General features: G+C 43.4%; 14 protein-coding genes. All 14 read right to left on the bottom strand.

Annotated features, from left to right (window positions below):
• Positions 1 to 18 precede the first annotated feature (18 nt).
• A complete protein-coding gene (locus tag J8M01_RS05470) occupies positions 19 to 354 on the bottom strand; it encodes a GPW/gp25 family protein (protein ID WP_192507062.1) in 336 nt (111 codons plus the stop codon).
• A 40-nt stretch (positions 355 to 394) separates the two neighbouring features.
• Positions 395 to 694 (bottom strand): PAAR domain-containing protein, encoded by a 300-nt coding sequence (locus J8M01_RS05465; protein WP_211057291.1) that lies wholly within the window; start codon positions 692 to 694, stop codon positions 395 to 397.
• Between the two features lie 3 nt (positions 695 to 697).
• Positions 698 to 1,402, bottom strand: a complete 705-nt coding sequence (locus J8M01_RS05460) for a phage baseplate assembly protein V (protein ID WP_211057290.1) — start codon at positions 1,400 to 1,402, stop codon at positions 698 to 700.
• Between the two features lie 2 nt (positions 1,403 to 1,404).
• Positions 1,405 to 2,007 carry a hypothetical protein gene (locus J8M01_RS05455; protein ID WP_211057289.1) on the bottom strand — a complete coding sequence of 201 codons (603 nt, stop codon included), beginning with the start codon at positions 2,005 to 2,007 and terminating at the stop codon, positions 1,405 to 1,407.
• 73 nt (positions 2,008 to 2,080) lie between these two features.
• A complete protein-coding gene (locus J8M01_RS05450; RefSeq protein ID WP_211057288.1) occupies positions 2,081 to 2,362 on the bottom strand; it encodes a hypothetical protein in 282 nt (93 codons plus the stop codon).
• A gap of 1 nt (position 2,363) precedes the next feature.
• Positions 2,364 to 3,161, bottom strand: a complete 798-nt coding sequence (locus J8M01_RS05445) for a hypothetical protein (protein WP_247671011.1) — start codon at positions 3,159 to 3,161, stop codon at positions 2,364 to 2,366.
• A gap of 22 nt (positions 3,162 to 3,183) precedes the next feature.
• On the bottom strand, positions 3,184 to 3,741 hold the full coding sequence (locus J8M01_RS05440) for a phage tail protein (protein WP_211057287.1): 558 nt from the start codon (positions 3,739 to 3,741) through the stop codon (positions 3,184 to 3,186).
• Entirely contained in the window at positions 3,742 to 4,683 is a 942-nt protein-coding gene (locus tag J8M01_RS05435) for a phage tail protein I (protein ID WP_211057286.1), read from the bottom strand. It abuts the gene before it with no gap.
• Entirely contained in the window at positions 4,680 to 5,597 is a 918-nt protein-coding gene (locus J8M01_RS05430; protein ID WP_211057285.1) for a baseplate J/gp47 family protein, read from the bottom strand. Before J8M01_RS05430 ends, J8M01_RS05435 begins: the two co-directional genes overlap by 4 nt.
• Before the next feature lie 2,402 nt (positions 5,598 to 7,999).
• Positions 8,000 to 8,428: a hypothetical protein gene (locus tag J8M01_RS05425; protein ID WP_211057284.1), complete on the bottom strand. Its 429-nt coding sequence runs from the start codon at positions 8,426 to 8,428 to the stop codon at positions 8,000 to 8,002.
• A 9-nt stretch (positions 8,429 to 8,437) separates the two neighbouring features.
• The gene (locus tag J8M01_RS05420; protein ID WP_211057283.1) at positions 8,438 to 9,919 is read right to left on the bottom strand and encodes a hypothetical protein; all 1,482 of its coding nucleotides are present in this window, start codon (positions 9,917 to 9,919) and stop codon (positions 8,438 to 8,440) included.
• A gap of 9 nt (positions 9,920 to 9,928) precedes the next feature.
• The gene (locus J8M01_RS05415; protein ID WP_211057282.1) at positions 9,929 to 10,246 is read right to left on the bottom strand and encodes a hypothetical protein; all 318 of its coding nucleotides are present in this window, start codon (positions 10,244 to 10,246) and stop codon (positions 9,929 to 9,931) included.
• 8 nt (positions 10,247 to 10,254) lie between these two features.
• A complete protein-coding gene (locus J8M01_RS05410; protein WP_211057281.1) occupies positions 10,255 to 11,448 on the bottom strand; it encodes a hypothetical protein in 1,194 nt (397 codons plus the stop codon).
• Positions 11,445 to 13,493 carry a DUF4815 domain-containing protein gene (locus J8M01_RS05405; protein WP_211057280.1) on the bottom strand — a complete coding sequence of 683 codons (2,049 nt, stop codon included), beginning with the start codon at positions 13,491 to 13,493 and terminating at the stop codon, positions 11,445 to 11,447. The genes J8M01_RS05410 and J8M01_RS05405 overlap by 4 nt, the downstream gene beginning before the upstream one ends.
• Positions 13,494 to 13,501: the final 8 nt, after the last annotated feature.

Here is a 13,501-nt window from a genome sequence, read left to right as displayed (position 1 = left end):
CTTACTAAATAAGCTGGGTTAGATTTGTATACCTTCGATGAGCACTGGTTCACCGCTAATTAAATACAACCCACTGATATCTATCGATAGCTTTCCATCTCCTGTTGGTTGCACTGCAACTGATTCCAGTTCAAAACGAGGTTCCCATTTTTCCAGTGCATTGGAGACAACCAAAGTGATATCTCCCACCATACTGGTCGAATAGGGGCTATCGAGTAAATCAAATAGGCCACATCCATAATCTCTGCGCATCACACGACTGCCGATGGGGGTGGTCACGATGTCGTGAATGCTTTGTTTTAAATGTTCAACCCCCGCGAGGGGCTTTCCTGTTTTCGCGTTCATGCCAAGCATAATGTTGCCTTATGTACCTGAAGTTAATGATGATTAAGCGTTATCCACCAACTGTAAAGCCGCCTTCACCTTGCGCCAACTGCCCACCACAATCTGTGGGGTCGCCAATACGTGCGACAGCTTTGCCTTCAATCGTAAAACTACTCGCTCCCATAGAAACTTTCATACCAACATGCTTAACTTGTGGATCTGCAATCAATGCATGAGTACTAATAGGATCACCTTCTCGTAAAGCTGGCTTACCAGAGACGGTAAAACTACCTTGCGTTGCACTCGCTTTGCCTGGTAGATAACCAACATGTACATTAGTCATTGCGCCATCAAGTGAAATTGCCGGCATCCGTTACTCCTGCGCGCTAATTGAAGCGCCGTTAAGCTTTAGTACCGCAGCTGCTTTTACTGCAATCCCGCCTGACTTTGACTCAATGTTCACTTCAGAGCCCGTCAGTGACAGTTTTTCTTTTGCAGTCACTTCTATTTGCTTATCAGCAGTTACTTTTGCATTACCTTTTACTGCAATCGTTGCGTCTTTATCAACATTAACAATGGCATTGGTTTTAGTATGAATTGTGATGTCTTTTTCCGTAGTGATATTAAGTGTACCGGCAGATACAACATCAACCGTTGCCTCTTCACCTTTTATATCAATATAGTAGCGGTGTTTTTCGCGGTCGTACTCAACCATGGAGCCATCTTGATATACCGTGCGCTGCACGTGTTGACGGCTCTCTTTTGCTACATCGCTGGCCACTTTGCCTATGTTGTGGTCTTGTTGATATAAACTCCCTAACACCACCCCTTGCGCTAAGTCACCACACGGGGCCAATACCACCACTTGCTCACCCACTTCAGGGGCTTGCCAAGTTAAATCGTTAAACGCTTGCGCTGTAAGCCAAGGTAACCAAGAGGTTAACCAATCACCAATGGTGACTCTGACTAGCGCTTTTTCGTAATCCACCTCATTCACAGTGCCTAACGAAATTAACTTTGCGAGCCGATGCTGCATGTCGGCTTGGGCTAAATTGGTTTGTAATGGGTTGGCTATCATTATTAAGCACTCCCGTTCCCAGATGGTGTATTAACCGCTGCAGGCGTTTTAGCAATAAGCCAATGTTCGCCCCCTTCAGGGCCTAAATACACTTCACTGACCGGTGGTAAGTCACAGACTTCCACAAATTCAACCTGATAATAAAATTGCCATGTTAATGTGGCTTTGCCAATTGTGCTATTCGCCTGTTTGGTAAATCCAAATTCAATATGATAAGGCACAAAAAACTGCCATGGAGTGGCCATATCGTCCGCCTGCATCAGCATTTCACATTGCTCAATCACCCCATCTAAACGCGTGAGTAGTGCATCACTATTGGTATGTTCTACCTCTAAGTCCAGTTGCAATGTTAATACCCGTCTATCGAGCGGGTTCGGGCTCAAATTCTTATTGGAAGTTGGCCCATACGTCACACCTGGCTCAGCACCTTTTGATTGCAACTCACTGGCTTGGCGTTCACTCAATACTTGAATACATAACTGCGCAACTTGCGTTAAATCTGGATAAGGCATGTTCGGCTTTAATAGCCCTACCTGAGCGGTAGCGCCCAATCCAGACGTTAGGCACTCAAGTACCTTTCGTACTAGGGTACTGCGTTGATTCATAATGATTCTCTGATAAAAAGCTCAGCCAGAAATGGCCGAAAGGTTTTAAGGCGGATGATATGACCGAAGTGGTTTAAGCCAGCAATGGATATCGCGCTTTAATTTCTTCGACTTTAGACAGCCACTTTTGTTTTGCTGCATCAGTTTGATCATATTGCCATTCAATAAAAAGGGAGTCTGACTCTAATTTATAAGCATCCTTTCTAGCAGACAATGCTTCTGATGGTTCATACGTCAATTCAAGTTCTGATACTGGGATATCTACTTCATTTTGTAACAAAAATGAAGCTATCGCATCTGAGTCTAATATTTGGCCTACCGAAGCCACTAGTTGCCCTTGATGTTTAATTAACATTTTACACTCCTATTGCTGGTATATCTGTTGGACGTGCGAATTCGGGATAAATACCCCACCCTACTTTTTCAAGGTCAATATATCCACTGGCAGTGCCAAACAAACAAATTAATGCCTCTCCTGAAGTCTCTTTGTTTTTGGATAGCGCTAACTTAGTATGACTTCCATGAAACTGACCCGTTAAATTTGTCACTTTCGTTTGAAAACCATACAGCGACCAATCATTTTCATAGTTAATAACAGGCTGCATTGAACCTTCCACATCCCCCGAAATGAGCTTCAAATAACAAGCCGTAGTCAGACTCCCTTGTTGATAGCCTCTAAACCAATTATCGTCTATTCGTGCAGAGTGAGCCCTGTCATTTCGAGTCCACTTAATCCGTAATATATTAAAATAGCCATTAACATATCCGCCATACACATTAGCTCTAAAGTCAGCCGCAACGCCATTCCCAGTATGGTCAACATCATGAGATGAATTACCATGTAATGTCGCTTCTTTTATAACTTCAAGTGACGATAAACCAATCGTATTAAAATGTTTAATTCCTGTTGTTCCGAGAGGTTCCATTCGCTGATTTTTGCTCAGTAATATATGCGATGCTTCACCTCTTGCACCAACAATAAAGTTATCGATACTCGCTTTTGATTGTGCTATTGAAACATCAACCTCTGCAGATTTCGCAGCAACGGTAGCATCAATATTGCCAATTTTATCTTGTACGGTTTGAGTTAGGTTGTCGGCGGCGACCACCACGTCCGTGAGCCGTTGGCTCATCGGTTTTTCTTGATTTGACATAGTATTTCCTTAACTTTAAAGACTAAGCTTGTTCAAGTGCGACTAAACGCAGCTCTTGTTCAATTTGACGCGCCATGGTATTGAGTTGAACCAAGGTCATATCAGCCAGCTCTCTATCTACAATCAGGTTAAGATTATCAACGCCAACTTTTATCTCAACACTCTGCGAAGGTAACTGAGTCAACGATAAGGTTAACCACTGGAGTACTTTTACATCGGGTGTACGATAACCAAGCGTCGTATCTGGTTTCGAGTACACACCCAGTAAAATAAGCTCAGGCTCACCTTCGCCGCTATAGTTTGGTGACTCAATGAATACCCCTATTTCACGAATCGCATATTCAATCGGCGCATCAAACTTACCTGCTATTTTTAAGCTGCTGCCTTCGCCATCGGAATAATCGGTGTCGGCAATGGCGACCCGTTCTTTTTCGCCCTTAAGCGCTGTTTGAGTTTTATCTGGTGTGTAGGCACTGTCACCAAATGCCATGTGGCTGATTTTGCCTTTAAAACCACGCTGTGTGGCGGTCATTAACGCATCTAAACCAGCTTGAGTAAATTGCAAGGTTAATGCAGACATTTACGTCGCTCCTTGTAGAGTAAAATAAGTAAGTTGAAGTTGAGATAATGCAGCTGACACCACAGTAGTAGCAGTACATGACTCAGGCCATACACCTTTCCAGCTCGCTTGCGCCTCCATTGCTGCAATATTCACTTGGCCATAACCGTATAAATTTAAGCCTGCGGCCATTGCATTTGGCACCACCCCCGTCATATCAAGACTATGTTCTAACGCGCCAATCCCTTTTTGACTTGCAAGTACAGCGCCAAGCGTTGCCTCAGTGTCATCAGGTGTCACACCGTTAAAGTCGCCTTGTTGTTGCAAAGACCCAATACCGGGTTGAGCGTTAAGCGACGCGGCTAAATCAACATACCCCGTATCTGGCCTTACCCCGTTGAAGACGCCTTCCTTGGAGAATAATCCCGTCCCTGCACTGGCATGTATTCCCATACCAAATTGTTCTTTTAACGAAATGCCCAACTGCACTTCGACATGAATTGAAGCGCGTTTAACGGTATCAATAATGCGCTTTACTTGCGCAAGCATTGCTTTGGTCAATAACCCTTCCTCGTTACTGTCGAGATTTTCGTTCACCATCGCGTTAACCAAGATGGTGCCGGGCTGCGCATCTATTTGATGCCACCACTCATGAATATCGGTTTCAATATTTAAACTGTCTAATGCTTTTTTTAAGGCAAACGGCGTCGCTTTAAATTGATGGACGACAAACGCATCATCAATCATTTTCCGTTTAGTGTGTTCAGACCACGCATCATTCCAATCATCTACCGACAACGCCCAAGCAAGCCAAGGCAATAGCTCTGCAGGGCAATCCTGTGGGTGCCAAATGTGCTTTAATAACTGTGATTTATCAGGGTAAGTCAATAACTCAGCAAGTGAGCGCATCAACATTGAGGCATTATGTGGCAACAGATCAGGTAATGCTTTGAAGTCACTCATTCATCACCTCGGCGCACCGATGCATTAATCACCATACCTGTGCAGTGTGCGACTGAGTCGGCAGATATTGGTACATCTGTACTTGGGCTTAATACTTGGCCATTTTCAACACCTGGCTGATTAATAGCGCTAAAGAGCCCCATTTGGCTAATGTCTCGCCCTAATAAAGCTTGCTGTGCAATATATTCATCAAGCGCCGCTTTAACCGTTGCCTCAACACTTGATGCCGAAGGCCCGGGAGCAATTACTAAGTTAACCTCAATATGATACGGCACAACATTTGGGGTAAAAATCGACACTTTATCGCCCAATGGCCTCACTTTTGACGCCTCTTCACTTGGCCTACTGCCATCGGGCAATAAACCAAAATGATTGCGTAACTTTTCAACTAATTCTGTAGAGGGTAAACCGTGCCCTTCATGGCTCAATGCGGTGAGTTCCACAACGCAAGGTTGCGGACTATGTACATACACATCTTTTACCCGAGGGTCAGCTGATAAAGCATGAAACTGATATGCTTGCTTACTTCCTGCGGTGTTTAATCCTTCAAATACCATTTGAATACGACGCCTAAAACGCGTATCGCTTTCTTTTTCATGAATATTTGAGTTCGCAGCTTGGCGAGATAAGTTGTATCGCGCCGCAATGGCGTCTAAATCATTGCCTGTCGCTGACGCCAACATATTACCTTTTATGGCATCATTCACTTTGCCATCAAATAACAAAGCTTGATACGCCATCATTTCTAGCATGATGGCCAGTGGCTCTGATTCTAAGGTCAACGCATCTGAAAATTCAGGGTGTTTTACTAAGAGCTTTTCTTTTAGCGCTTTAAGTTTTTGTTCATAGTCCAACACCGTGATGCTATCGGGCAATGGTACTTTTGACATATCGAGTAGATTAAAAACATTCATCTGCAGCACCTTCAATTAACACCAATAAAAAAGCCTACACACTGTGTAGGCTTAATTGGTGGAGTTGGAATCTATGTGAAACGAGTTATTATTTATTAATAACAACGCTTTATATCTTTTCTTTGATTAACCAGCTTAGGTATATCTTACCGGTTTTTTAGGGTTGAAACAGGTCAATGCTGACCCTCTCAAAAAATTCAGAATGATTCGCTTAAACAAACCATTTTGAATGTGTTTATCTGTATGTCGTTATTTTCACTAGACCCTGAAGCAAGTTCAGGGAGACGAAGAAGGTATGCATTTTAAGGTGATAGATGTGCTAGCAAACCTAGAACCAGCTTACTATGCTAAAGCAAACTCTTTTGAGCTTGTTGTCTAGCATAGGTGTATCTTACTGATTTTTAGCGTTGAAAACAGGTCAATGCTGACCCTCTCAAAACATTCAGAATGATTCGCTTAAACAAACCATTTTGAATGTGTTTATCTGTATGTCGTTATTTTCACTAGACCCTGAATCAAGTTCAGGGCGACTAAGAAGGTATGCATTTCAAGGTAATAGATGTGCTAGCAAACCTAGAACCAGCTTACTATGCTAAAGCAAACTCTTTTGAGCTTGTTGTCTAGCATAGGTGTATCTTACTGATTTTTAGCGTTGAAAACAGGTCAATGCTGACCCTCTCAAAACATTCAGAATGATTCGCTTAAACAAACCATTTTGAATGTGTTTATTTGTATGTCGTTATCTTCACTTAGACCCTGAAGCAAGTTCAGGGAGACGAAGAAGGTATGCATTTCAAGGTGATAGCCATCATTTATAAGGGCACCGTTGCTTTGCATAGTGATAACCATCGCTTACAAGGTGGCTGTTGTTTGCATAACGATAAATATTTGCACGATGTGAGTTGCTTTGCTATCACTGTGCTTCACCCCACTCCATCGTCTTCCTGACGAAGGTCAGGATCCCGGTTTGTGCTATCGTTGATGTTGAACTCACAGCAACGCTCAAACCCACTAGACCCTGAAGCAAGTTCAGGGCGACTAAGAAGGTATGCATTTCAAGGTGGTAGCCATCATTTATAAGGGCACCGTTGTTTGCATAACGATAAATATTTGCACGATGTGAGTTGCTTTGCTATCACTGTGCTTCACCACACTCCATCGTCTTCCTGACGAAGGTCAGGATCCAGGTTACGTTATCGTTGATGTTGAACTCCACAATAACGCTCAACCTCACTAGACCCTGAAGCAAGTTCAGGAAGACGAAGAAGGTATGCATTTCAAGGTGATAACCATCATTTATAAGGGCACCGTTGCTTTGCATAGTGATAAATATTTGCACGATGTGAGTTGCTTTGCCGACACTACGCTTCTCCCCACTCCATCGTCTTCCTGACGAAGGTCAGGATCCAGGTTACGTTATCGTTGATGTTGAACTCCACAATAACGCTCAACCTCACTAGACCCTGAAGCAAGTTCAGGGAGACGAAGAAGGTATGCACCTCAAGGTGGTAGCCATCATTTATAAGGGGACCGTTGTTTGCATAACGATAAATATTTGCACGATGTGAGTTGCTTTGCTATCACTGTGCTTCACCCCACTCCATCGTCTTTCTGACGAAGGTCAGGATCCAGGTTACGTTATCGTTGATGTTGAACTCCACAATAACGCTCAACCTCACTAGACCCTAAAGCAAGTTCAGAGAGACGAAGAAGGTATGCATTTCAAGGTGATAGATGTGCTAGCAAACCTAAAATCAGCACACTATGCTAAAGAAAGCTCTTTTGATCTTGTTGTCTAGCATAGGTGTATCTTACTGATTTTTAGCGTTGAAAACAGGTCAATGCTGACCCTCTCAAAACATTCAGAATGATTCGCTTAAACAAACCATTTTAAATGTGTTTATTTGTATGTCGTTATCTTCACTAGACCCTGAAACAAGTTCAGGGAGACAAAGAAGGTATGCATTTCAAGGTGGTAGCCATCATTTATAAGGTGACCATTGTTTATATGGTGATAGCCATCATTTATAAGGGGACCGTTGTTTGTATGGTGATAACCATCGTTTACAAGGTGCCGTTGTTTGCATAACGATAAATATTTGCACGATGACAGTTTCTGGGCTGTCACTGCGCTTCACCCCACTCCATCGTCTTCCTGACGAAGGTCAGGATCCATTTACCGTTTTACCGTATAAGCGCAGCGCTTAAATTCACAGCACAGAACAAAAAGCCAACTTAGCCATACTCGAAAGTACACTAAACCGGCTTTAATCTGGACAAGTGAGATGTGTAAGCAAACCTAGAACCAGCTTACTATGCTAAAGCAAACTCTTTTGAGCTTGTTGTCTAGCATAGGTGTATCTTACTGATTTTTAGCATTTAAAACAGGTCAATGCTGACCGTTATGTTAGATACTCATCAGGGATGAAGTTGAATAAGTTCAATGCATCGATGTTTGTTATATCAATAACATCTTGCTCAGCTAAGTTACTTGCTTCTCTCAGTTTTTCTCTAGCTAATAATTCAAGTTTTAAATGCTCTGTAGCCTCCATAATTACAGTATCATCAGCTCCTAACTTAGCCAATTCTAATCGCTCTTGGGCTCTTTCAATTCGCCAAAATGTGCTTGTTAAACGCTTAGCTACCGCGGCTTTAATTCTTTCAACTGCCTCGCCTTTATTCACTTGTAGTTGATCTATCTCTTTCGGCTCGTAACTCGCTGTATATTCGGCGGCAGATTCAGCAGTCCAATTCGCGCCCGTCTCAGGGTTCACTTGCCAGTAGTTTCCTTCAATACACATGCCTTGAATTTCATTATAATAACAATTCATATTTTACTCCTAAAATGCTCTGCAAGTTCGGCCTAAACCATACTGATTATGTAAATAGTGCTCATTCAAAATACCCACATTTGAATACGGGTTTATACAATTTATAGCAACGGCCATTATTCCCCCTTGATAGCCGACATGATCTGGTTTTGATTTATACTGATACATGCCTAATAACTCGCCTGCCATACTTTGCAAAGCAATCGTTACTTCACCCTCACTATTTTGCGTGCCATTTGCATTGCTTGTTTTATAAGGTTCTGAATTACTGGTAAAAAAGAAGTTGATTGGTTCTAATTTCTTTTCTTCAGTAAAACGGTAATGCGCACTGTATTTCTTATGGCCCATTTTAGTTACTCCATTGAGGATACCAAAATAGCCATGATAGTTTTGTGCGTATGAACTCATCGCTCCTTCAGCATGGTTATACCGACTTGTTCCGTAAGGATGTATCAAGGTATTGTAAATAAAGTTAACACAAGTAAAATCTCCAGAATTAACATAGTTTTGCAGCGCTGCTTCATCTGGAATAGAGATTGCGGTAATGTTATTGCCGTCACGATACTTTTCAATCAATAACGACGTCCCTTCATCAACAACCACTAAACAATGCTTGTTGTTATCATATAAAACGCCGACCGTGTGATATACATGATCCGTGGCGGTAGTTATACCCCATTGATCCGCGGCATTCAGGTTCTTTTTAGGCTTAGTAATAGAATTAAACCCAGCTGTTTTACAAAAAATACCACCGTAATCATTTACTGACGAACTGACTGAGTCTTGCGAGCTAAATACCACTTCATATTTAACATCATTCGGCTGCTCTTTTAATGCTAATGGTAAAAATGCAGATGCTCCGTACTGAAACACTTTGCCTACTGGGTTTTGTTCAAAGGCATTGTTATAAATAAAGCTCGTAAAATGTGCTGTTTTATGAGTAGCATCATCACTCAAGGTCAAAAACTCAATTCGGCTTTGCTCATGAGTATTGTTTGCCGTGTAGCTTGGTCGCACCAGGTGCGTTTCACCAGAGCTATCATAAACCGCAAATGCGGCTGTTGTTCGCCCATTATTACTACTGGTACTTGGCGTTTCTAATTTACTTAAACCAAATAAGGGTTTTACATAACTAGCTGAAGCCTGCTGTTGGACCTTGGTGATGTTCTCAATCGCAGGTGTAATATTATCTAATTGGCTTAGTTGCGCACTGCGCGAGACCAATGTATTGGTTGCATTATTCACCGACTGCGTTGCGTCTACCATCGTTGATGTATTGTTACTCGTCGCTTGTTTTAACTCCTGCGTCGCAACATCTAAATGCTCCTCTGCAACCGCTACGAGGGCTTTTTCTAATCTGTCATTATCTGCTAATTTGGTTATCGCATTACTGACTAACGCTTGGTCTTCTGCCGATAGTGGTGTGCTGCCTTGCATATCAGCTACCAGTTTATCGACCATGGCCTGTACGGCATTTTGTATTGTTGCCATAATATCCTCTTAAAGTGGAAAAATTGATTCGCCCAGTATTTGGTTGAGCTTGTGTTTACGTGCTTGCTTGATGTGTTTGTCTGTCAAAGCATCATGTTTATCGGATAAGCTATCTTGCTGCGCCTGCATACGAGTACCTTGCGCCTCCAACGCTTTTCGCAGTGTCTCTCGCGCATCTTCTGCTTGATTGTCAGCTTGTTGTAACATGTAAACATTGCTGTCAATGGCTTTTAATGCTTCAACCAGCCTTAAAACATCTTGGTCTAGCTGATTGGTTGGGTGTGGTAATGGATATGTTTGATGTAGGGTTTTATTGTCAACGGTCATTGACCCTCCTAGGTTGAAAATGCCCTCAAATTACGCACTCTGGGCCGGCTTGACGCGGTGCCATTGAGTACTAATTTCACTCGTGTGCTATCTTGGTTAATTTGCGGTAGTTGATAGTCTCTTTGCTGCCAACTTTGTGCGAGTTCTTGTGCGCCACTCAGGCTTAACTCTTGCCATTGCTGGTCTTGTTCAACCATCACTTGTACAGACGCCGTCGCGGGTGAATTAACTTCAAAGCTCACCGTAAATTTCCCCCCATTGCGACATGTAATAATACGAGATATATAATCCGCCGATGGACTAACAACCCCTTGTGCACATTGGCTATCAGCAAACACGATTGGGCTCACTGTACTGCTACCACTTAAATGCGCAGTGACATTCACTGGGCCTGTAAAGGGTGCTGGCAATTGCGATGGCTGCCACTCTTGCAATCTGCGTGTACTGAATGATGCATCCTGTGCGCTTATTTCAAACTCAACATCTGTATCTGCATTAGGCCGTTGAACCACACCTAATGCCATCACATCCGTCATGCCTTGTGCAGTCACATTTCCTAAGTCAATGCTATGCGTGGTGTGTGTGAATTTGGCAGCTTTTAACCTGAAGGTAAGATCTCGCTCTTGATGCGGGGTCCAGGTACTGGCATTACTTGATGATAGCAATACACCCACTTGATAAGGCTGACTGGTAACCCAACCCGTTTGTTGGTCAAACTGACCTAGCTCCGATATGGCCACTTCATGTTCAGCCCCATCCGTTAACACCACAATCGCATACTCTTGACCTGCCAATAAATACACTGGCATAAAGTGAAACAGAGTCGACGCATCACCTAAGTTTATATCTACACTATCGAGGCTCGTTTGCGCGAGCACATTTTGGGTTGGTATCCCTTGTACTACCTCTCTAATTTGTACCTGTACAGCTTCTTTGCCTTTTACTTTAAACCACAACTCAACCGCCGCGATAAAGCGGCTTTGTTCCAAAGTAAATGTTTGTGCTAATGGATCATAGCGCTGAGTTACGATGGTATTCACTTGGCGCATGGTATCAACACGGATCGTGCCACTACCGGTATAAACGGCACTGCCATTTGACTTACCCGCACCTGCAAATTGCACTCGCTTTCTACCCGCAGGGATGTTACTCGGAATCGTAAACTGCCCTACGACTTCACCCGCTTCATTTGCTTTTATCATGATGTTTCCTCCGCCGTTACAACCACCCCATCGAATGTCACTGACGCTAGTACTTCATTAGGTCCAAACCCACTGATTGTGAATTGAACCGTTCTTGGTCGTAGGAATTCTAATTGCTGGACTTGTGTACCAACACGCTCTGTTGTGACACGCGTCGTTATACGCCGTACTCGCCCCCCACCGCGTGTAAAACGACGCGTAACTGGGCTTGACCATACCTGCTGTGTTTGCGTCCAATGATCGACACTCGGTGTTAATGTCACACGTGCCGGTACCGGTTCAAAAGCCTGATAAGGATTCACTTTCATTGTGCCAGTTTGACTTGTTTGCGCTAACACATCTTCTAATTCATACGGCAAAAGCTGTGCATCATTGGCGTTATCCAGTGCGTTAACTGTCACATCAATTGGTAGCAATAATTCCCCATCAATGATGGCTGCAGTTTGTGCAATATGCTCATCTCGTAAATCATCATCTAAAAATGGATCTACAAATACCCCATATTTACTCGCCGAATCTTGTGCGTTGGTGTCGTTGCGTAGCCGTTCGATTGCAAGGAGCTGATACAAATCGCTGATCTGTGATTGCATAAAATGCATATCAGCCATGTTGACCACTTGAATTGCGGCAAGCTCTATACGTGGAGTCGTGCTTCCCCAACTTTGATGCACAAATGCCAAGGGTAAATGCTGCTCTGGAACTTGAGGTTTTACCGGATTTTGTATCGCAGATGCACCTTCAATACGCTTAACCTCTCCTTGTGCTGTGAGCACGATCAAGTCAATACGCGGTTTTAAATAGACATAATCAACACGTAATTGAGCATTTTCAACAAGCTGGCCCCCATCTGGCAGTTGCTGATTGATGGTATAATGCGTTTCGTTGTATTGCAGCGCACTCCCCACAAGAATATCAACATTGTACTCATACTCTGCCACATACACGTCGTTCGGCGCAGGCGCATTGCCTGAATGTTTCCAAGCAATATGATTCCCCGTCAACACACAATCATTGCCAATATCATATTCAATGGTGGCATCGCCTTTTTGCTGGGTCACAGAAATAATCCGAGTAACGCTAAAATCAGCGATTAAATCTAGGCCCCCTACTTCTGTGCTTCGTCGCATTTGCACCGCTTTTCTCGCCGTAGTGCCTACTTTATCCACTTGCTTTATTGGGAAAAAATCAAATGCGACGGTCTGTTTATCTGTGTTGTCTGGCGTGAAACTCGTCGGCTCATTTTTTATTGCCTGCTCATCCGGTGTAACCGAAAATGCGGCTGGCAACGCAGTATTAAGCGCCACTTCAAAGCCATCAATATGCGCCTTACCTTCTTGCACGCTATAGTGCTGAGTCGTAACCTGTGCTTGTTGCTGTGTGTTTAAATAGTTCAAGGCCATGCCGGAAATAACATAGCTACCACCATTTGACTCTCTATCATAGCGCGCTAATGCCCGCGTCACTGAATCAAATTTTGCTGGTGAATGATTGAGTAAAACCACCCCATTGTTTATTTGATGGACAGGGTAAAACTCACTCTTTTCACCCATTTTTGAGTCCTGCGGCGTATCACTTAATCCCCACTGGCCCATCACTTGTAATCGCGCTGCACCGGGTTCATTATAGTTTTGAGCACGCATAGGAGAGTCTTCTCCTGCAGGGTCTAATAGGGCTGGGTCTAGCAGTTCCGTCACCACTGAGCTCGTCAACCACACACCCACCACCACAGTGCTGGTCAATGATATTGCAAGCGCTGTTGCGCTGATGTGATGTACCGCCCCATTTAAATACACATCAGCCTCACTCATTTTAGCGATTTTAGCTTGTGTATCTACCACCACAGTCCCACCCGATACAATACTGCCATTTTTCATCATGACATCACCCAGCCCTTTTACCTGCTGGTTAACTTGTAACTGTAAGTCGTTCAACTCGCGGCTTTGTAAGCCTTTCCCCGCTCTAAATAGCAACTGCTGATATTGCTTAGATGCATCAAATCCTTGGTAATATTCGTCCTTTAAAACATCTTTAATAAACTCTGTCATAGTCGTCA

The sequence above is a fragment of the Pseudoalteromonas sp. MMG005 genome, from assembly GCF_018101015.1.
In the GTDB taxonomy this organism is placed as follows: domain Bacteria; phylum Pseudomonadota; class Gammaproteobacteria; order Enterobacterales; family Alteromonadaceae; genus Pseudoalteromonas; species Pseudoalteromonas aurantia.
Note: the sequence above shows the minus strand (reverse complement) of the source record. Positions and strands in the feature narration are given on the sequence as shown.